Source organism: Variovorax sp. GrIS 2.14, assembly GCF_046115955.1.
Taxonomy (GTDB): domain Bacteria; phylum Pseudomonadota; class Gammaproteobacteria; order Burkholderiales; family Burkholderiaceae_C; genus Variovorax.
Genome location: NZ_JBJXIA010000013.1, coordinates 106,047 through 125,084 on the forward strand (window position 1 = coordinate 106,047; position 19,038 = coordinate 125,084).

A 19,038-nucleotide genomic window follows, 5' to 3' on the forward strand; every position below is an offset into this window, starting at 1 on the left:
TCCGCACCATGACGCCTGAACAAAAGAAGAACAACCGCAGGATGGGCCTGACCCTGGCCTCCATCGCGGTGCTTTTCTTCGTGGGTTTCATCGTTCGCATGGTGTGGTTCAGCCGCTGAAGGACGTATGGGCTTGCCGCTACGCACCCGCCGCGAAAATGCACGTATGGTCGGCAAGCTGGCCGTGATCGCAGTTGGCATGTTCGCGTTCGGCTATGCACTGGTGCCTTTGTACCGAACGATCTGTGAGGTCACGGGAATCAACGTGCTCGCAGTCGCCGAACTCAGGGTTCCCGGTGGCGCCACTGGAGGCGCCGACGTACGCTTGCCCGACAATACGCAGGTCGACAAAAGCCGCACCATCACGGTCGAGTTCGACGCCAACGCGCGAGGACTGTGGGAATTCAAGCCCGCACTCAATTCACTGGTGGTCCATCCGGGTGAATTGAACACTGTGATGTACGAGTTCCAGAATTCGCAAAACCGGCGTATGGCTGCGCAGGCTATTCCAAGCTATGCGCCACAGCAAGCGGCCCAGTATTTCAACAAGCTCGAATGCTTTTGCTTCAATCAGTACACGTTGGAGCCGGGCGAAAAAAAGCAATGGCCGGTCGCTTTCGTTATCGATCCGAAGATCTCGAAGGACGTGAAGACGATCACGTTGTCCTATACCTTCTTCGAAGTGGGTGGCAAGACGTCACCTGCGCCGGTGGCTACGGCCCCCATTTCGCTGGGGCCCAATTCGTGAAAGCACCGCCGCAGCCGCGTAAAGGTTCACTCCTGGGCACCATCAAGGCGGTGGGTTGGTCATTCTTCGGCGTTCGGAAGAACAGTGCCTACCAGGAAGATTTGGCCAAGCTGAACCCCTTGCACATCATCGTCGTGGCCTTTGCGGGCGTGATCGTCTTTGTCGGCGGCCTGATCTTGGTGGTGCGCTTCGTGGTCGCGCCCTGAGGCGCCACTTTCATAAGAATTTGAATCGAGAGAAAAAGCCAGGACCTGATATGAGCTCAACCACGCACGGCACCACGCCCTACTATTTCGTGCCCGGGCCTTCGGGCTATCCGGTCATGGCCTCACTCGGCCTGCTGTTCGTGATCTTCGGCGCGACGCAATGGATCAACAGCCATGAGTGGGGCGCTTACGTCCTCGCCATGGGCATGGTGATCTGGTTGGCCACGCTGTTCGTCTGGTTTCGCGAATCCATCGCGGAGAGCGAAAGCGGCCAGTACGGCCACAAGGTTGACTTGTCCTTCCGCTGGAGCATGAGTTGGTTCATTTTTTCGGAAGTGATGTTCTTCGGCGCTTTCTTTACGGCGCTGTGGTGGGCGCGCACGCACGCGCTTCCGGCGCTGGGCAGCTTGGACAATGCGCTGCTGTGGCCTGACTTCAAAGCGGTGTGGCCCAGCATGGCTGCGGGCGCAACCGGCGCTCCTGCCGATCTCGTCGAGCCTTTTCAGACTGTCGGGCCGTTCTGGCTGCCCACGATCAACACCGCGCTGCTGCTGACTTCCGGCGTGACCCTCACCATCGCCCACCATGCGTTGCGCGCCGGTCATCGCGCCCAATGCATCCGCTTCATGTGGGTAACGGTGCTGCTCGGGGTGCTGTTCCTGGGCGTGCAAGGCTACGAGTACCACCATCTGTATACCGAGCTGAACCTCAAGCTGAGTTCCGGCGCCTATGGCTCGACTTTCTTCATGTTGACCGGTTTTCACGGGCTGCATGTTTTCATCGGCATGTTGATGCTGCTGTTCATCACGCTGCGCCTTCGCTCAGGGCATTTCACGCCAGAGCGCCATTTCGGCTTCGAGGGCGCCGCTTGGTACTGGCATTTCGTGGACGTTGTCTGGCTGGGCCTCTACACGTTGGTCTATTGGCTTTGACGGGTAACGACGGCACAGCAAAAAAGCGCCGCAAGGCGCTTTTTTCATGGGCGTGGTGTATCAACAGCGGCGATGCTCGCCGGCAAGAGCTACTTGCCGACCGGCAGTCCCCCTGGCTGGATGTACCCGAGTTTCCAGGCAATCAGAATGCACAGGAACAAAACCACCGAGAGGCCGATCCGAACAGTCAGGGCGCGCGCCATGCCGCCCCCCTTGGCTCTGCCGTCGCGACCGTCCTTCAGCATGAAGAACAGCGCAAATCCCAAGCTCGCCAGGATGCCCACGAACGCCAAGGCGATGACATATTTCATGACTCACATTATCGGCCGACCAGCCCTTCTCCCGTGCTGAACGGCGATCCAGACCACGATGCCGATATGCGCGGGCAGACTAGGGGTCGCGCTGCCCCCACCCGCTCCAGCGAGGAGTGGAAAGGCGCACGGAGAGGCCGTTTCTGGGTCATCGCCATCGCAGCCATCCTGACCATTGCCGCGACGGCGTCGCTCGGGCGCTGGCAACTGTCGCGCGCAGCGCAAAAAGAAGCGTTGCAGGCCGAAAGCGAGGCGCAGAGCCGGCGCCCAGAGCTCGATCAACAGACGTTTCTGTCGACCGACAAGGGTTCTGACGAGATGCTGCGGCCCGTGCGGTTGCGCGGCCTGTGGCTCGGAGCCCAAACCGTCTATCTCGACAACCGGCAGATGCACGGCGTGCCTGGCTTCTATGTGCTGACACCTTTTGCATTGGAGGGCAGCAATCAGACAGTCATGGTGCAGCGCGGCTGGATCCAGCGCAACTTCCAGAACCGTACGCAACTGCAGCCAGTGCAAACGCCTGCCGGCCTGGTGGAAGTGGTCGGGCGCATCGCGCCGCCGCCGTCGCATTTAATGGAACTTGGCAAGAGCGCTGTTGTGGTGCCACCTGATGCGGCCGCTTCGTCTGCTGCGGCCAGTTCAACCGCTTCCGGTACCGCATCGGCTGTCGCCTCCCCATCGGTTGCCGCCGCTGCCATGGCAGCGCCCGAAGGGTCTTATGCGATCCGGCAGAATCTAGATCTTGAAGCGTTTCGCGTCGAAACCGGGTTGCCGCTCCGCACCGATCTCTCGCTGCAGCAGTCCGGGTCGGCTTCCGAAGGATTGCAGCGCGATTGGCCGGCGCCGGCGCTGGGAATCGAACGGCACTACGGCTACGCATTTCAGTGGTTCGCCCTTTCGGCCCTTGTCGCACTTCTCTATGTCTGGTTTCAACTCATCGCCCCCTGGCGCAAAACCAGTCGGGCACCGCATGGCTGACGAACCGTTGTCGCTCACCGTGCATTCGATGCCTTCGCCGCAGCAGCCGGAAGGCGACGGCGCGCGCCGCACGGTTAAGGGGCGCTGGAAGATGATCGCAGTCATGCTGTGCTGTGCCGCACCGATCGTTGCGTCTTACTTCACTTATTACGTGGTCCGGCCGGAAGGCCGTAGCGTTTACGGCGAACTGATCGATCCGCAGCAGCCGCTGCCTGCATTCAGTGCAACCGGGCGTGACGGTGCGCGCGTCGACCTGCAGACTCTCAAGGGGCAGTGGTTGCTCGTTGCCGTGGCTGATGCAGCGTGCAATTCTTTGTGCGAGCAGCAGCTCTACTTGCAACGCCAGATGCGCGAAGGCCTTGGTCGCGAAAAAGACCGCCTCGACCGGGTTTGGCTCGTGAGCGATACGGCGCCGATTCCAGAGCGTCTCGACAATGGACTCCGCGGCGCGACGGTTCTTCGCTTGCCCGCCGCCGAGCTGGCGCAATGGCTGGTACCGGGTGCCGGGCATGGCTTGAGCGAGCATCTTTACGTAGTCGATCCGATGGGCAACTGGATGATGCGTTTTCCGGCGAGCATGGATACGCAAGGCGCTACGCGTGCCAAGCGCGATCTCGATCGGTTGCTTCGCGCCTCTGCTTCCTGGGATGAACCCAACCGCTGACGTGATGACGTCGATGCCATGAACACCCAAGCGCTCTACGACCTCACACCGATCGTCTGGCTGATAGTGGCCGGCGCGCTGCTTGCGTTGGGTCCCTTGCTGTGGATTTGGCGTCGCAACGCCAGCGCGGGCGCAGCGCGGCGGTTGCACGCGCTCACCGTCCTTACGCTGTTTCTCACCTTCGATCTGACGCTGTTCGGCGCGTTCACCCGATTGACCGATTCCGGCCTGGGGTGCCCCGACTGGCCCGGTTGCTACGGCAATGCCAGCCCGGTCGGTGCGCGACATGACATCGCAGCAGCGCAGGCTGCGCAACCCACCGGACCGGTCACGCACGGCAAGGCGTGGGTCGAGATGATTCATCGCTACGGTGCCACAGGCGTGGGAGCGCTGATCGTCGCTTTGGCCTTGGCGACATTGGTGGCGCGCAGGCGCCAGCGTCTTTCGCTGCGTGTCACGCGGGCATCGGAGGCCACGATGCCGTTGCACGAAACTGCTCCGCTCAGCACCGTTTGGCCGGCGGTCACAGTGGTATGGGTCTGCATGCAGGGCGCGTTCGGGGCCCTGACGGTGACCTGGAAGCTCTACCCGGCCATCGTCACACTGCATTTGCTCGGGGCCATCGGGTTGCTTGCCATGTTGTGCGTGCAGGCTGTGCGCTACCAGCAAATCGCTTCCGGGCGCACGCCGACAGCCCTTGGTCGAACGCTCCGCATCGGGTTGATTGCGACGACCGCCCTGCTGGTGCTGCAGATTGCGCTCGGCGGCTGGGTTAGCACCAACTACGCAGTGGTCGCCTGTCTGCAGTTCCCTACCTGCCAAGACAGTTGGTGGCCCGCGATGAATTTTGCGCAGGGCTTTGAAATCTGGCGTCACCTCGGCATGACATCGGACGGGGTGCCGATCGAATTTGCCGCGCTTACGGCCATTCACTACGTGCACCGCCTGATGGCTTACGTGGTCTTCGGTGCGATCGGCATTCTGGCGTGGCGCCTGAATCGCATCCCCGCGCTGCGGCCACAAGGCCGTTGGCTGGCGGGGCTCGCGCTGCTGCAGTTGGCGACCGGGCTTGGCAATGTGCTGCTGGGCTGGCCATTGGCAGCCGCCGTGCTGCACACCGGCGGTGCGGCCGCGCTGGCGGTCGTCCTGACATGGACATTGTGTGAAAGCAAGCCCGAAACGGCTGCCGCGCGTGCGCGTTCCGATGCGGACCTGCACCCTCAGCCGCGGGTATCGAACAACGGCCCAGACTGGGAGGCTGCATGAGCACCCCATTGCCCCTGGAGCAGACCAGCACTGCCAACGTGTTCCGCCAGTTTTACGCGCTGACCAAGCCGCGGGTGGTGCAACTCATCGTTTTCTGCGCGCTGATCGGCATGGTGCTGGCGGTTCCCGGTGTGCCGGGCTGGGGCGATCTGCAGCGCGGCGTGATGGCGTGTGTCGGCATCTGGCTGGTGGCCGGTGCGGCCGCGGCCTTCAACTGTCTGGTTGAAAAGGGCATCGATGCCAAGATGAAACGCACCGCATGGCGCCCGACGGCTCGCGGTCAGCTCAGCGACCGGCAGGCGCTGATCTTTTCGGCAGTGTTGTGTGCAGCGGGCTCTGCAGTACTGTGGTTTGCCATCAATCCGCTGACCATGTGGCTGACCTTCGCCACCTTCGTCGGCTATGCCGTGATCTACACGCTCATCCTGAAACCGCTGACGCCTCAAAACATCGTGATCGGTGGTGCTTCGGGTGCGATGCCGCCGGTGCTGGGCTGGGCTGCGATGACCGGCGAAGTCAGCGCCGATGCACTCATTCTTTTTCTGATCATTTTCTTGTGGACGCCGCCCCACTTCTGGGCGCTCGCGCTCTACCGCGTCGAGGACTATCGCAAGGCCGGTTTGCCGATGCTGCCCGTGACGCACGGCAACGAGTTCACGCGGCTGCAGGTCCTGCTCTATACCTGCGTGTTGTTCGCCGCCTGTCTCATGCCGTTCATCTACGGCATGAGCGGCTGGCTTTATCTTGCGGTGGCCATTGCGGTCAGCATCGGTTTTACTGGCTATGCCTTCGCGCTGTGGCGCAACTATTCCGATGCGTTGGCGCGCAAGACATTTCGCTTTTCGTTGATCCACTTGAGCGTGCTGTTTGCGGCGCTGCTGGTCGATCACTACCTGATTTAAACGGACCCTTTTCATGAACAAGCGCAATGCGCTCAAAACGATCGCACTGGCCGCGGCGTGGACCGGTGCGACGATGGCTGCAAGCGTTGGCATTTCAGGTTGCACCGAGGAAGCCAAGCAGACGTTCAATGCGGTCGACATGACAGGCGCTGACTATGCCAAGGACTTTTCGCTGACCGACGCGGATGGCAAGGTGCGCACGCTGGCCGACTTCAAGGGCAAGGTTGTCGTGCTGTTCTTCGGCTATGCGCAGTGCCCCGACGTCTGCCCCACGACCATGACCGAAATGGCACAGGTGAAGCAAGCGCTCGGTGCCGATGCCGACAAGTTGCAAGTGCTCTTCATCACGGTCGATCCGGCGCGTGACACGCCGACCGTCATGAAGGCGTACATGGGCGCGTTCGACCCCAGCTTCGTCGCGCTGATTCCTACTCCCGAGCAGCTCGCCGTGACGGCAAAAGACTTCAAGGCTTATTACAAGAAGGTCGACGGAACCACGCCGACCAGCTATTCGATGGACCACTCGGCTGCGAGCTACCTGTACGACCCGCAGGGCCGGCTGCGCCTCTATGCGCGCTACGGCTCGGGTGTTCCGGCGATGGTGGCCGACGTGAAGGCTTTGCTGAAATCGTCTTGAGCCTGTCGGGTTGCTCTCCTGGCCGCCCCCGATTGAAAGCCAAAAAAAAGCCCGACACCGTCGGGCTTTTTGCTTTGCGAGGGCAAGAAGATCAGGCGTAAGCCACCAACGACTTCTTCATCTTTTTCATCGCCGCCACTTCGATCTGGCGAATGCGCTCGGCGCTGACACCGTACACCGCAGCCAAGTCATGCAGCGTCATGCCGCCAGAACCGTCGTCGTTGACCTTGAGCCAGCGCTCCTCCACGATACGTCGGCTGCGTTCGTCCAGCGCTTCGAGCGCGGTCGAGATGCCGTCGCTCGACAGCCGGTCGCGAGCCCGCGATTCGAGCTGCGCCGTCGGTTCCTGTGTCGCGTCGGCCAAATAGGCGATCGGGCCGAACTGGTCTTCGCCGTCGTCCGACGGACTCGGGTCGAGCAACACGTCGCCGCCCGAGAGACGCATTTCCATCTCGAGCACTTCTTCGCGCTTGACGTTCAGCTTCTCGGCCATTTGCGTGACCTGGCTTTCAGTCAGCGTCGCGCGATGTGTGTCGCCATTGGCGGCTGCATCGTTGGCCTTGTAGGCCTGCTTCATCGAGCGCAAGTTGAAGAACAGCTTTCGCTGGGCCTTGGTCGTCGCGACCTTGACCATGCGCCAGTTCTTCAGGATGTACTCGTGAATCTCGGCCTTGATCCAGTGCATGGCATAGCTCACCAGCCGCACACCTTGGTCAGGGTCGAAGCGCTTCACCGCTTTCATCAAGCCGACGTTCCCTTCCTGGATCAGGTCGCCGTGAGGCAAACCGTAGCCGAGGTATTGGCGGGAAATAGACACGACCAAGCGCAGATGCGAAAGAATCAAGGCACCGGCCGCCTCGAGGTCGTTGTTGTCGCGCAGCTTGCGCGCGAATCCCTGCTCTTCCTCGAGTGTGAGCAGCGGCAGCCGGTTGGCTGTAGAAATGTAGGCGTCCAGGTTACCCAGCGGGGGCACCATCGACCATGGGTTGGCGACGGCGAGCTGGCTTGCTGCAGAGGCTCCAGACAGTGTTGTCATTTGGGGAAACTCCTTCGTTAAAACCATATTAGCACTCGGTTAGAGCGAGTGCTAACGTAAGGGTTCCCACTAGTTTCTACCTCGCTTATGGCGTCTGGCTGTCGGGTAACAGGCCGTCTTGGCCGTGGGCCAGGGCACGGACGCATTCCTTGGCCATCAGTTTTTGGGGCTCCCGTCGTTCAACCGAACCGACGACCGATTTATTTCACGTTCGAGTCGAATGGTTGAGCAGCGTTCGGTAAAAACGCCGTCCTCGTCGAATTTGCACTTTTGTACTAAGGTCGGCAGCGTCACATTAGCCCTGCCAGCCAACGCGCTGAGCATGCTCAACAACCAACGAGGGCGAAACGATGGCCAAGGTGATCCTGATCACGAGCGACGGACGTGCGAAACAAATCGAACTGGAATCGCCGCAGATCACGGTCGGCCGGTCGGACCAAAGCGACATCGTGCTGCAGGGCACTCAGGTCAGCCGTGCGCATGCGCTGCTGTCCTCTGATCACGGAGTTTTCTCTGTCCGCGACCTGGAAAGCAGTAATGGCACGTTCGTCAACGGGCTCAAGGTGCAGCGCCAAAAGTTACGCCATCAGGATGTGATCCGCATCGGCGACTACGAACTGCGATTTCTCGAACGCGACGTGACCGCCTTCAGTGGCCAGGTCTTGTCGCTCACTACCGACTGAGACAGCTGACTCAGCGGCTGCTAACCGAGCAAAGCCTGCGCGAATTCGCGGGCGTCGAACGTTTCCAGGTCTTCTAGCTTTTCGCCAACGCCGATGAAATAGACCGGAATCGGCCGCTCCCGCGCAATAGCACACAGCACGCCGCCTTTGGCCGTGCCATCGAGCTTGGTCACGATCAAGCCCGTCAAACCGAGTATTTCGTCGAAAGCCCTCACCTGCGCCAGTGCGTTCTGGCCGGTGTTGCCGTCGATCACCAGCAAGACCTCGTGCGGTGCCGTCGCATCGGCTTTGCTCACGACGCGTTTGATCTTTTTTAACTCGTCCATCAGGTGCAGTTGGGTCGGCAAGCGGCCTGCTGTATCGACCAGCACCACGTCCTTGCCCCGCGCCTTGCCCGCCTTGACGGCATCGAAGCTCACGGCGGACGGATCGCCGCCCGCGTTGCTGACGATCTCGACCGTGTTGCGATCGGCCCATACCAGTAATTGTTCGCGCGCCGCAGCCCGAAAGGTATCCGCCGCAGCCAGCAAGACGGACGCGCCTTCGCTGGCAAGGTGCTTGGTCAGCTTGCCGATCGACGTCGTCTTGCCGGCGCCATTGACGCCCGCCACCATGATCACCGTGGGTGTGTGCTGCCCGATGACCAACGGCTTTTCGAGTGGCTTCAGCAGGTCGGCGATAGCGTCGGCCAGCAGCACTTTCACTTGCGCTGCATTGCTTGGCATGGAGCTTCTCACCCGGCGGCGCAAGTCTTCCAGAAGATATTCTGTGGCTTTGACGCCGGTGTCGGCCATCAGGAGTGCCGACTCCAGTTCCTCGTACAAGGCGTCGTCGATCTGCGCATTGACGAAGGTCGCGGCAATGCTGGTGCCCGTCTTGCGGAGGCCGGACTTGAGCTTGTCCATCCAGCCGGCGCGGGAGGCGGGAGCGGCGGGGGGCGCTACCGTTGCCGCTAAAGCGGAGACGGGCGTTGGCGCTACCACCGGCTGAGGCGCAGGACCGACCACCGGTGGTGTCGTGGGCACGGCAACCGGCGGCGGCGCCACCGGAACTTCTACCGCCGTCTCGCCCTTGAACCATGTCGAGGGCGCAAAAACCGAGCGCGCCGGCGCTGCTTGAGCAGGCGATTCGGCAGGCTTTTCCAGCGCGGGAGGGGCAATGGGTGCCGCAGGACTTTCGACCGCAGGCTTTTTCTTGAAGAAACTGAACATTCGGGAGGTTTTTACAATCCGACCCATTCTATGAAACACCCCTCGCCACGCCGTGCTGCGTCCGGTGCGGTGCTGACGATGGCGCTCATGGCGCTGTGGACGGCATCTGCTCAGGCCCAAACCCAGCCTTCACCCTCCGTTCCGACAGCGACCGCCACCAGCGCACCGACGTCGACGCAGCCTCAGCAATTCACTCTCTCCAACGGCATGACGTTGATCGTGCAGCCCGACCGGCGCGCGCCAACGGCAGTGCAAATGGTGTGGGTGCGCGTCGGCTCGATCGACGAAGTCGACGGCACTTCGGGCGTCGCCCATGCGCTCGAACACATGATGTTCAAGGGCACCAAGACGCTCAAACCCGGCGAATTTTCACGCCGCGTGGCAGCCCTCGGTGGCCGCGAAAACGCCTTCACCACGCGCGATTACACCGGCTACTACCAGCAGATCCCTGAAGGCAAGCTCGAAGACGTGATGAAGATCGAGTCCGACCGCTTCGCCAACAGCCAGTGGGTCGACGACGAGTTCAAGCGCGAGATCGAAGTGGTGAAAGAGGAGCGGCGGCTTCGCACCGACGACCAGCCGCGTGCCTTGCTCGGCGAACAGCAAAACGCCGCCATCTGGACCGCGTCGCCGTACCACCGCCCGATCGTCGGCTGGATGAGCGATCTCGAAGCGATGACGCCCGATGACGTGCGCAATTTTCATCAGCGTTGGTACGTGCCCGCTAACGCGGCCATCGTGATCGCCGGCGATGTCGACGTGGCCCGTGTTCGTGCATTGGCCGAGAAGTACTACGGCAGCATTCCGGCGCGCGCCGTGCCAGTGCGCAAGCCTCGCACCGAGCCCGAACAGAAGGGCGTTCGCCGCGTCGAGTTCAAGGCACCCGCCGAGCAGTCGTACGTGTCGCTCGCGTTTCGTTCGCCACAAATCACCAGCCTGGACGCCGAAAGCGACGTGTGGGCGCTGGTCGTGCTGTCGGCCGTGCTCGACGGCTACTCCGGCTCGCGTCTCGACCGCGCGCTCACGCAAGGCCCCGACCGCGTAGCGGACTCGGCCGGCGCATCGGCCGGCTTTGTCGGTCGCGGTCCGCAGGTCTTCATGCTCGACGGTGTTCCGGCAGCCGGCAAGACACCCGAGCAGGTCGAGGCCGCGTTGCGCGCCGAAATTGCGCGCGTGGCACGCGATGGCGTGGGCGCCGCCGAGCTGGCGCGCGTCAAGACGCAATGGGTCGCCAGCGAAACCTACAAGCTCGATTCGGTGATGGCGCAAGCGCGTGAGCTGGGCAGCAACTGGGTCGAGGGACTGCCGCTCGATGCCAGCGAAAAGATCATCGCGCGGCTGCAGGCGATCGCGCCGGCGCAAGTGCAGGCGGTCGCCGCCAAATACTTTGGTGACGATCAACTTACTGTCGCCACATTGCGGCCGCTGCCGGTCGACAAGAACCGGCGCCCGCGTGCGCCCGCCGTGCCTGCGGGCGAACTGCGCTGAAAGAAATACAACCGATGTTGACCTTCAAGAAGATCGCGGCCGTGGCCGCCATGACCGCGTTGACCGGCGCTGCGACGCTTTCCGTTTCGACGGCGCAAGCTGCCATTCCGATCCAGCACTGGACTTTGCCAAACGGCGCCAAGGTGTACCTCGGCGCCGTCAGCACCTTGCCCATCGTCGATGTGCAGCTCGACTTCGATGCAGGCAGCCGCCGCGACCCGGATGCGCAAGCGGGCCTGGCCGGCGTTACTGCAGACATGGTCGAAAAGGGCATTCGTGCCGTGGACGGTGCACCTGCCATGGACCAGAACGCGCTGGGCGAAGCCTGGGCCGATCTGGGCGCCGAGTTCAACGTCGGTGCCGGCGGCGAGCGCACGAGCTTCGCGCTGCGCAGCCTCTCCGATCCCAAGTTGCTCGACAAGGCCGTTGCGCTGGCGGCACGCGTCATAGGCGAGCCGGAGTTCCCCGACGACGTCTGGCAGCGGGAGCGAGAGCGCCTCAGCGCGGCCATCAAGGAGGCGAACACCAAGCCCGGCGTTGTCGCGGCACGCAACTTCGCGCATGCGGTGTATGGGTCCAATCCGTTGGGCCAGGAGACCGACGAGACCACGCTGGCGCGCATCGATGTGGCGACCATGCGCGCGCGATACGCGGCGCTGATGCTGCCGTGCCGCGCCAAGCTGAGCATCGTCGGCGCAGTGACGCGAGCGCAGGCGGACGCCATTGCGACCGCACTGCTGGCTCGCTTGCCGCAAACGGCGACGTGCGCCGCACTGCCGATCATTCCGCAAGTCGCTGCGCTCACGGCACCGAAAGTGGAGCGCATCCCGTTCGAGTCCGCGCAGGCGCAGGTCGTTATTGGCCAGCCGGGCTACCGGCGCGACGATCCCGATCACTTCGCGTTGAACCTCGGCAACTACGTGCTGGGCGGCGGCGGCTTCGTCTCGCGTTTGACGGAGCAGGTGCGAGAGAAGCGTGGCCTGACTTACAGCATCTACAGCGGCTTTGCGCCAGGGCTCGAGGCCGGCGCTTTTCGCATCGGCTTCCAGACGCGGCCCGACCAGGCAGACGAAGCTGTGAAGGTGTCCCGCGAGGTACTGGCGAGGTTCGTCGCCGACGGTCCGACAGACGCCGAACTCAAGGCCGCCAAGGACAACGTGATCGGCGGTTTCCCCTTGCTGCTCGACAGCAACAAGAAACTGCTCGGCAACATCGCCAACATTGCCTGGTACGACCTGCCTTTCGACTACCTCGACACCTGGACCGCGCGCATGAACGCGATCACTGCGGCCGACATCAAGGCCGCGTTTGCCCGCAAATTGCAGCCAGAGCGCATGGTCACGGTTATCGTCGGCGCCAAGCCATGAAAAAACCAGACAAGACCAAAGCACGCGTTCAGCCGACTGGCCGCGCCGACAAACGACCGCATGAGGTCCGCATCATCGGCGGCCAGTGGAAGCGCACGCGCCTCGCCGTCGCCGACAAACCGGGGCTGCGTCCGACGCCCGACCGGGTTCGCGAGACGTTGTTCAACTGGCTCGCCAGCCTTGCGGGCGCTTCATCCGGCGCTACCGGCGGCGCTCTGCCCGGCTGGCACTGCATCGATGCGTTTGCCGGCACCGGAGCGCTAGGGCTCGAAGCGGCGTCGCGCGGTGCCGTCAGCGTGCTGCTGGTCGATCAGGAATCCGCGCTCGTCGACCAGTTGCTCAAGCTCAAGACCAAGCTTGCGGCCGAGGCGGTGCGCATCGAGCGCGGCAACGGCGTCACGGCACTCGAGCGCACGACGGCCAACTCAATGCACGCGGTGTTTCTCGACCCGCCTTTCGAAAGCCCGGCGCTGTATGAGCCGGCGTTGCGTGCCGCGGCGCGCGCGGTACACGACGATGGCGCGGTCTATCTCGAAGCCGCGCGTCTCTGGAACGACGAAGAGCTGGCGCCGCTCGGTCTTCATGTCTACCGCCACCTGAAGGCCGGCGCGGTGCACGCCCATCTGCTGCGAAAGGGCCCGGCCAGCGCTGCATAATCCGCCGACCCGGCCGCAAAGGCCGAAGGAGTGGAGCCCATGACCAGCAACGTGATCGCGGTTTACCCCGGCACCTTCGACCCCATCACTCTCGGCCACGAAGACGTGGTTCGACGTGCCACCCAGCTTTTTTCGAAGGTGATCGTCGCGGTTGCTGCCGGCCATCACAAAAAGGCGCTGTTCTCGCTGCAAGAGCGCATCCAGATGGCGCAACAGGCCGTCGAGCCCTACAGCGACCAGGTGACCGTGGAAAGTTTTTCGGGCCTGTTGCGCGACTTCGTGGTGGCGCGCGGCGGCAAGGCAATGGTGCGCGGCCTGCGCGCCGTCACCGACTTCGACTACGAGTTCCAGCTCGCAGGCATGAACCGCTCCCTCATGCCCAACGTCGAGACCGTGTTCCTCACGCCGAGTGACAAATACCAGTTCATCTCCAGCACCTTCGTGCGCGAGATTGCGATGCTCGGCGGTGAAGTCGACAAGTTCGTTTCGCCCAGCGTGCAGACCGAACTCATCGCCAAAGTCCGCAGCCTGGGCCGCGAATAGATGGGGGCGTCGGCCGAGCCACCCCGCCTGCACGCGCTCGGCGATGCAGCCTTGCTCTGCGAGTTACCCGCGCCGGCCACGCTGGCGCAGCAACAGAAAATCTGGGCGCTCGCCAGCGAAGCATCACGCTGGCGCGGTGTGCATGAAGTGCTGCCGGGCATGAACAATCTGACCCTGCTGTTCGACCCACTCGAGATCGAGGCTTCCGAGCTCGAGATACAGGTCTTCGCTGCGTGGCCGCAACTCACCGCCACGGCCATCGAAGGCCGGCAGATCGAGATTCCGGTGCGCTATGGCGGCGAAGACGGTCCCGACCTGGCCGACGTCGCAGCTCACACGGGCCTCACGCCGGCCGAGGTGGTGCAGCGCCATGCGGCTGCCGACTACATCGTTTACTTCCTCGGGTTTTTGCCCGGCTTCGCTTTCATGGGCGGCCTGCCGGCATCGCTTGCAACGCCGCGTCGCGCAGAGCCGCGGACCGCGGTGCCGGCACGCTCGATCGGCATCGGCGGCGAGCAGACCGGCATCTATCCGCTGGTCTCGCCGGGTGGTTGGCAGCTGATCGGCCGCACGTCGATCGAGCTGTTCGACCCGAAGAACGAACCGCCGACCTTGCTGCGTCCCGGTGATCGCGTGCGCTTCGTCGCCGAAAGCGTGCAACCATGATTGTCGTCGTGCGGCCCGGCATGCTGTCGTCGGTTCAAGATCTGGGGCGCTACGGCCATCGACAGTTCGGTATTTGCCCTGGGGGCGCACTCGATGCGCTGGCGCTCACACTGGCGAATCGGCTGGTCGGCAACGACGACAACGCGGCCGGCCTCGAACTGACGATGGGCCGGTGCGAATTCCGCTTCGAAGCCGCGACACGCATCGCACTGGCGGGTGACGATTTCGGTGCGACGCTCGATGGCGTTCCGCTCTGGCCGAACTGGAGCGTGCCGGTGTCCGCCGGGCAGACCTTGGTGCTCGCCGGCGCCAACGCCAAGAGCGCCAAGCAGGGCCTGCGCAGCTGGCTCGCAGTGGCCGGCGGCATCGACGTGGTGCAGATACTCGGCTCGCGCAGCACCGATCTCAAGGCCGGGTTCGGTGGTCATCAGGGCCGCGCATTGAAGAAGGGCGACCGCTTGCCGATCGGCGTTTCGACGTTGACCCCGGCGTTGTTGAGGCGTCGCGCTTTTGGGTTGCGCGCGCCGGGCTGGGGTATCGACGGCCATCACGTGAGCGCCAATGCGCCGATCCCGTTGCGCGTGATGCCCGGCCCCGAGTTCGATCAGTTCACCGTCGCTTCGCGAGAGTTGCTATGGAGCGCGACATGGCGCGTGACGCCGCAGAGCAACCGCATGGGCAGCCGGCTCGATGGACCCGAACTCAGGCGCAAGCGCAACGTCGACATGCTGTCGGCAGGCGTGATTCCGGGGACTATTCAGGTGCCCCCGTCGGGCAAGCCGATCATCCTGATGGGCGATGCGCAAACCACTGGCGGCTATCCGTGCGTCGGCGTGGTGATTCGCGCGGACCTGTGGAAGCTGGCGCAGGCGCCGCTCAACGGCCAACTGCAGATGGTGCGAGTCGATGCCACCGAAGCGCTGGCGGCGTGGGATGGACAGCAACGTTATCTGGCGCAGGTCGATCAAGGCCTCGCTTCTGCAGGCTGGCCGGTGTCGTCCCAGAATGCGGTGGTCGAACCATTGCCCCGAGAGGTGATCGAAGGAACAAGCCATGCAGATTGATTTGAACGCCGACCTTGGCGAAGGCGCCGGCAGCGATGAAGCGCTTCTCGCGCTGGTGAGTTCGGCCAACATCGCATGCGGCTGGCATGCTGGCGACGCAAAGACCATGCAGCAATGCGTGCGCTGGGCCATCCGGCACGGCGTCGCGATCGGCGCGCATCCGAGCTTTCCGGATCGAGAGAACTTCGGCCGCAGCACCATGCACTTGCCGCCAGACGAGATCACCGCTGGCGTGCTGTATCAGATCGGCGCGCTGGCTGCGATCGTCAAGGCCGAGGGCGGCACGCTGGCCCACGTCAAGCCGCACGGCCAGCTCTACAACCAGGCGGCGAAAGAGCCCGGACTCGCCGCCGCCATTTGCGAGGCGGTGCGCCGCTTCGATCCTTCGCTCAAGTTCTTCGGGCTGGCGGGCAGCGGGATGATCGATGCGGCGCGAAAGGCCGGCCTGACGCCGGTCGAAGAAGTCTTTGCCGACCGCGGCTACCAGCCCGATGGCAGCTTGGTGCCGCGCAGCCAGCCCGGCGCGCTCATCGAAGACGAAGCACAGTCGTTGGCGCAGACCCTTTCGCTGGTGCGCGACCACCAGGTGACGGCCATCGACGGCAGCATCGTCGCGGTCAATGCGCAGACCGTGTGCCTGCACGGCGATGGCGCGCATGCGCTGGCGTTTGCCAAACGCATCCGCGAGCGGCTGCTCGAAGAAGGCATTGCCGTGCACGCCTGATGGCGTGTTCAGGCTGCGCTGACGCGTTCGAGCCAGTCGACCAGGGCGGCGTTGACCAGCGCCGGCTTTTCCATCGTCAGCATGTGGCCGCATTGCGGCACCCAAACCACCTCTGCTTGCGGCACCAACGCGGCGATTTCGCGTGAGCAGGCAGGCGGCGTCAAGGTGTCGCTGTCACCGCACATCACCAGCACCGGGCAGCGCAACGAAGGAAGGTGCGTGCGCGCATCGGGCCGCCGCATCACGGCGCGGTTCTGGCGGATGAGTTGCACGGCGCCCGCGTCCAGCACGATTTGCAGGTACCGCTGCGTGAGTTCGCGGTCGGTCGCCTGTGCCCGATGAAAAGCGAACACGATGTTCGGCTCGATCACGTCGCGTACGTCGCCGCGCTCGAACAGTTCAATGGCCGCTTCGCGCAATGCATAGGTTTCAGCGCCTTCAGGTTGTGCGTTGGTGCCGAGCAATGCCAGCCCGACGACGCGCTCGGGCGCTTGTCGCGCGGCTTCCATGGCGATCATTCCGCCCATCGATGCACCGCACAAAATGAGCAGGCCGGCGTTCTCGCGGAGCACTGCGGCGGCCATCGAGGGGATGGTGCCGTATCGCGTCGCTGCATCGCTGACCTTTGTTTCGAGCGCCGCCGGCAACACGGGAAGTTGATCGCGCCACAAGCGCGCATCGCAGGCGAGACCGGGAAGAAGAACAAGGCGGACGGGGCGGGCGAGCGAGGTCATCAGACGATTTTCGGTGAAGCGGCGGCGTGCCATTGGCGGTCGATAGAGCATGCCGATGAAAGTCGTCGAAGTCCTCGGAGAGGCGCAACACGGTCGTCGCAGTTGCAAGGGAAAATAGACGTTCATGCCAACGCCCATCACCGCATCTCCTTCCGCCACCGAAATCATCCTCATCCGCCACGGCGAGACCGACTGGAATCGCGAGTTGCGATTCCAGGGTCATATCGACGTGCCGTTGAACGACATGGGGCACGAGCAGGCGCGTCGTCTCGGCTTGCGACTGGCAGGCGAGACGGTGCAGCATCTGCTCAGCAGCGACCTCATGCGAGCGCAGCAAACGGCTGCGCCGGCCGCTCAGCAACTGAGCCTGTCCGTCGTGACGCGTGTCTCGCTGCGGGAGCAGAACTTCGGCCTTGTCGAGGGCATGCGTGCCGATGAAATTCAGAACCTGCATCCGCGTGCATGGGAGCAGTGGCTGGAGTTTCGCGAGGACCACGCGATGCCCGAAGGCGAGAATGCGCGCGATTTTCATGCGCGCATCATGGGCGCGCTCGGTGACATCGCGGCGCTCCATGCGGGCCAGCGCGTGCTGGTCGTGACGCACGGCGGCGTGCTCGACATGGTCTGGCGCACCGCCAATGGCCTGAGCCTGAGCGGGCCGCGTCGCAGCGACATTCCGAATGCCGGGTTCAATCGTGTTCGCATCGCCGATGCGGCGGTGCCGACAAGCATCGAGATTCTCGACTGGGCCGACACGCGTCACCTCGACGATCTGCCGGCGCAGCCGACATACGACCAGACGCGGCACCTGCCCAAGCGCTAGCAGCACCAGGACTCGCTAGCTGTCCGGTGCAGTGACCATCGTGTCCAGGCCGAGGCGCACGTACACCGCCGCTGTCTGCCGGCGCAACCGGAGCGATTCGGGTTGTCCATTGAGCTGCTGTTGCAGCACGCCTTGCGCACCTGTCAGCGTGGCCTCGGTGCCGCAACACACCAGTGCGTCGAGATAAACCTGTTCGAACAGATCGCGCTGCGCATGGCTGCCGCCGATCTCGATCAGTCGCGGCAAAGCCTGGCCGAGTGCTTCGATGGCCGTCACGAAGTCGCCGCGTGCGTGCGCCATCAAGCCCATGGCGGCCGGCACGCACACGCGTTGCCAGGCTGAGCGCGTCGACGCCGGCGCGTGCGGTGCAAAGGCTTCGATGTTGCGCAGCAGCGTGTCGGCTTCGGGGCGATCGGCGCGTGCCAGGCCGTAAAGGTATTGCAGGTCCAGAAACGGCAGCACGTGGTCGTCGAGCCGGCGCGGCAGGTAGCCGGCCACATCGTTCCACCGATGGCCGACGTCGATGCCCGCGAGTTCGAAGCGGGCCAGCAGGGACACCGCACCGATCTGGTCCTGCGAGTAGTCCTTGGCTACGCCCCACACTTGCCGGTCGTAGATATCCAGTGCCTCGGCATCACGGCCGAGATCGATAAGGAACAGCGCCACGTGCCACCAGTTGTGCGTGACCATGAACGAGTTGAGACCAGTCCAGGTGTCGCTCACGTCCTGCATGAACGCCAGCCCTTCGGTGAGCCGGCCCTCGGTCAGCATGACGTGCCCCAGCGCGTGATGTGCCCAAGGCTCCTTGCGGCACATGGCGATGGCTCGGCGCGCACTCGCCTCGGCCTCCCGCATCAGGTGGCACTGCTCGTAGCCGAAAGCGGCCATGCCGTGCATGTACGGAATATCGGCCGCAACGGGCAGGGCAGCCAGTGCCAGCCGCAGCATGCCGGGGCCGTCGCCGGTGTTGAAGCAGTGGTATTGGCCGAGCTTGAGCGACACGAGGTCGCGTGGATGCTCGCGCGCCTGCTCGGTGTGCAGCGCGATGGCGCGTGCGATGTCGCCGGCAGCCCATGCTTCGACGGCTGCGATGTAGCGGCGCTCGCGCGGTGTGGCGCGTGCATTGTCGATCGCACCCGCCTTCGCCCGGTCGAGGTACGGCGTCGCGTTGGCGACCGCATCGCGCGACTCCGCGAACAGATGCAGCGTCGCCGCATACGCCTGCACGATCGGGCTCAGGCCGGTGTCGGCGATGGCCAGCAAGTTGACGGCGCGGCCCTCGGTCGAGATGAAGCCCATGACGAAGTCGTCGACCGAGGCCCGGCTGGCCTCGTCGTCGAGGGTCAACGGGTTGCCGAGACTGTCTGTCGTGAGCATGTGCGTGCGAGTCGCGGAATCGA

Annotated in this window: 23 protein-coding genes; 18 read left to right on the forward strand and 5 right to left on the reverse strand. The window is 63.7% G+C overall.

The genetic code is table 11. From position 1 onward, the window contains the following. The first annotated feature begins 8 nt into the window (after positions 1 to 8). The 4 genes from RCH10_RS19855 to RCH10_RS19870 are packed head-to-tail and all read left to right on the forward strand — an operon-like array spanning position 9 to position 1,885. Positions 9 to 119 (forward strand): cytochrome oxidase small assembly protein, encoded by a 111-nt coding sequence (locus RCH10_RS19855; RefSeq protein WP_222620422.1) that lies wholly within the window; start codon positions 9 to 11, stop codon positions 117 to 119. A 7-nt stretch (positions 120 to 126) separates the two neighbouring features. Next, positions 127 to 747 carry a cytochrome c oxidase assembly protein gene (locus RCH10_RS19860; RefSeq protein ID WP_409053723.1) on the forward strand — a complete coding sequence of 207 codons (621 nt, stop codon included), beginning with the start codon at positions 127 to 129 and terminating at the stop codon, positions 745 to 747. Next, a complete protein-coding gene (locus RCH10_RS19865; RefSeq protein ID WP_323495639.1) occupies positions 744 to 953 on the forward strand; it encodes a DUF2970 domain-containing protein in 210 nt (69 codons plus the stop codon). The genes RCH10_RS19860 and RCH10_RS19865 overlap by 4 nt, the downstream gene beginning before the upstream one ends. 50 nt (positions 954 to 1,003) lie before the next feature. Beyond that, positions 1,004 to 1,885 (forward strand): cytochrome c oxidase subunit 3, encoded by an 882-nt coding sequence (locus RCH10_RS19870; protein ID WP_323495638.1) that lies wholly within the window; start codon positions 1,004 to 1,006, stop codon positions 1,883 to 1,885. Positions 1,886 to 1,974: 89 nt separating this feature from the next. Here the strand turns inward: RCH10_RS19870 and RCH10_RS19875 are convergent, their stop codons facing one another. Beyond that, entirely contained in the window at positions 1,975 to 2,196 is a 222-nt protein-coding gene (locus tag RCH10_RS19875; RefSeq protein WP_187053003.1) for a twin transmembrane helix small protein, read from the reverse strand. 66 nt (positions 2,197 to 2,262) lie between these two features. On the opposite strand from RCH10_RS19875, the gene RCH10_RS19880 reads away from it, so the two are divergent. The 5 genes from RCH10_RS19880 to RCH10_RS19900 are packed head-to-tail and all read left to right on the forward strand — an operon-like array spanning position 2,263 to position 6,643. Further along, positions 2,263 to 3,174, forward strand: a complete 912-nt coding sequence (locus tag RCH10_RS19880; protein WP_409053724.1) for an SURF1 family protein — start codon at positions 2,263 to 2,265, stop codon at positions 3,172 to 3,174. Then, a complete protein-coding gene (locus tag RCH10_RS19885) occupies positions 3,167 to 3,838 on the forward strand; it encodes a hypothetical protein (RefSeq protein WP_187053002.1) in 672 nt (223 codons plus the stop codon). The genes RCH10_RS19880 and RCH10_RS19885 overlap by 8 nt, the downstream gene beginning before the upstream one ends. Positions 3,839 to 3,856: 18 nt before the next feature. After that, positions 3,857 to 5,104 carry a COX15/CtaA family protein gene (locus RCH10_RS19890; RefSeq protein ID WP_409053725.1) on the forward strand — a complete coding sequence of 416 codons (1,248 nt, stop codon included), beginning with the start codon at positions 3,857 to 3,859 and terminating at the stop codon, positions 5,102 to 5,104. After that, positions 5,101 to 6,006, forward strand: coding sequence for a heme o synthase (gene cyoE, locus RCH10_RS19895; protein WP_409053726.1), 906 nt, complete (start codon positions 5,101 to 5,103; stop codon positions 6,004 to 6,006). The genes RCH10_RS19890 and cyoE overlap by 4 nt, the downstream gene beginning before the upstream one ends. A gap of 13 nt (positions 6,007 to 6,019) precedes the next feature. Then, positions 6,020 to 6,643 (forward strand): SCO family protein, encoded by a 624-nt coding sequence (locus RCH10_RS19900; RefSeq protein WP_409053727.1) that lies wholly within the window; start codon positions 6,020 to 6,022, stop codon positions 6,641 to 6,643. A gap of 91 nt (positions 6,644 to 6,734) precedes the next feature. Here the strand turns inward: RCH10_RS19900 and rpoH are convergent, their stop codons facing one another. Then, positions 6,735 to 7,679, reverse strand: coding sequence for an RNA polymerase sigma factor RpoH (gene rpoH, locus RCH10_RS19905; protein ID WP_409053728.1), 945 nt, complete (start codon positions 7,677 to 7,679; stop codon positions 6,735 to 6,737). 350 nt (positions 7,680 to 8,029) lie between these two features. On the opposite strand from rpoH, the gene RCH10_RS19910 reads away from it, so the two are divergent. Next, a complete protein-coding gene (locus RCH10_RS19910) occupies positions 8,030 to 8,362 on the forward strand; it encodes an FHA domain-containing protein (protein WP_323495632.1) in 333 nt (110 codons plus the stop codon). Between the two features lie 20 nt (positions 8,363 to 8,382). Here RCH10_RS19910 and ftsY read toward each other — a convergent pair whose 3' ends face one another. Further along, positions 8,383 to 9,573, reverse strand: a complete 1,191-nt coding sequence (ftsY, locus tag RCH10_RS19915; protein ID WP_409053729.1) for a signal recognition particle-docking protein FtsY — start codon at positions 9,571 to 9,573, stop codon at positions 8,383 to 8,385. Between the two features lie 30 nt (positions 9,574 to 9,603). Here ftsY and RCH10_RS19920 point away from each other — a divergent pair, with 30 nt between their 5' ends. From RCH10_RS19920 to pxpA, 7 genes are read left to right on the forward strand one after another with little or no spacing between them, the layout of a single operon-like run. Continuing rightward, positions 9,604 to 11,061, forward strand: a complete 1,458-nt coding sequence (locus RCH10_RS19920) for a M16 family metallopeptidase (protein WP_409053730.1) — start codon at positions 9,604 to 9,606, stop codon at positions 11,059 to 11,061. Between the two features lie 14 nt (positions 11,062 to 11,075). Then, positions 11,076 to 12,428, forward strand: a complete 1,353-nt coding sequence (locus RCH10_RS19925; RefSeq protein ID WP_409053731.1) for a M16 family metallopeptidase — start codon at positions 11,076 to 11,078, stop codon at positions 12,426 to 12,428. After that, complete coding sequence (locus tag RCH10_RS19930) at positions 12,425 to 13,084, forward strand: RsmD family RNA methyltransferase (protein ID WP_323500222.1); 660 nt, start codon at positions 12,425 to 12,427, stop codon at positions 13,082 to 13,084. The genes RCH10_RS19925 and RCH10_RS19930 overlap by 4 nt, the downstream gene beginning before the upstream one ends. Before the next feature lie 39 nt (positions 13,085 to 13,123). Then, the gene (gene coaD, locus RCH10_RS19935; protein ID WP_187052993.1) at positions 13,124 to 13,627 is read left to right on the forward strand and encodes a pantetheine-phosphate adenylyltransferase; all 504 of its coding nucleotides are present in this window, start codon (positions 13,124 to 13,126) and stop codon (positions 13,625 to 13,627) included. Further along, positions 13,628 to 14,293 (forward strand): 5-oxoprolinase subunit PxpB, encoded by a 666-nt coding sequence (gene pxpB, locus RCH10_RS19940; RefSeq protein WP_409053732.1) that lies wholly within the window; start codon positions 13,628 to 13,630, stop codon positions 14,291 to 14,293. It begins immediately after the preceding gene. Further along, positions 14,290 to 15,357, forward strand: coding sequence for a biotin-dependent carboxyltransferase family protein (locus tag RCH10_RS19945; protein WP_323495626.1), 1,068 nt, complete (start codon positions 14,290 to 14,292; stop codon positions 15,355 to 15,357). Before pxpB ends, RCH10_RS19945 begins: the two co-directional genes overlap by 4 nt. After that, on the forward strand, positions 15,347 to 16,081 hold the full coding sequence (gene pxpA / locus RCH10_RS19950) for a 5-oxoprolinase subunit PxpA (RefSeq protein ID WP_409053733.1): 735 nt from the start codon (positions 15,347 to 15,349) through the stop codon (positions 16,079 to 16,081). The genes RCH10_RS19945 and pxpA overlap by 11 nt, the downstream gene beginning before the upstream one ends. Before the next feature lie 8 nt (positions 16,082 to 16,089). Here the strand turns inward: pxpA and RCH10_RS19955 are convergent, their stop codons facing one another. Continuing rightward, a complete protein-coding gene (locus tag RCH10_RS19955) occupies positions 16,090 to 16,815 on the reverse strand; it encodes an alpha/beta fold hydrolase (RefSeq protein ID WP_409053734.1) in 726 nt (241 codons plus the stop codon). Positions 16,816 to 16,939: 124 nt separating this feature from the next. On the opposite strand from RCH10_RS19955, the gene RCH10_RS19960 reads away from it, so the two are divergent. After that, on the forward strand, positions 16,940 to 17,638 hold the full coding sequence (locus RCH10_RS19960; RefSeq protein WP_409053735.1) for a histidine phosphatase family protein: 699 nt from the start codon (positions 16,940 to 16,942) through the stop codon (positions 17,636 to 17,638). Positions 17,639 to 17,653: 15 nt separating this feature from the next. Here RCH10_RS19960 and RCH10_RS19965 read toward each other — a convergent pair whose 3' ends face one another. After that, on the reverse strand, positions 17,654 to 19,015 hold the full coding sequence (locus RCH10_RS19965) for a tetratricopeptide repeat protein (protein WP_409053736.1): 1,362 nt from the start codon (positions 19,013 to 19,015) through the stop codon (positions 17,654 to 17,656). Between the last annotated feature and the right edge of the window lie 23 nt (positions 19,016 to 19,038).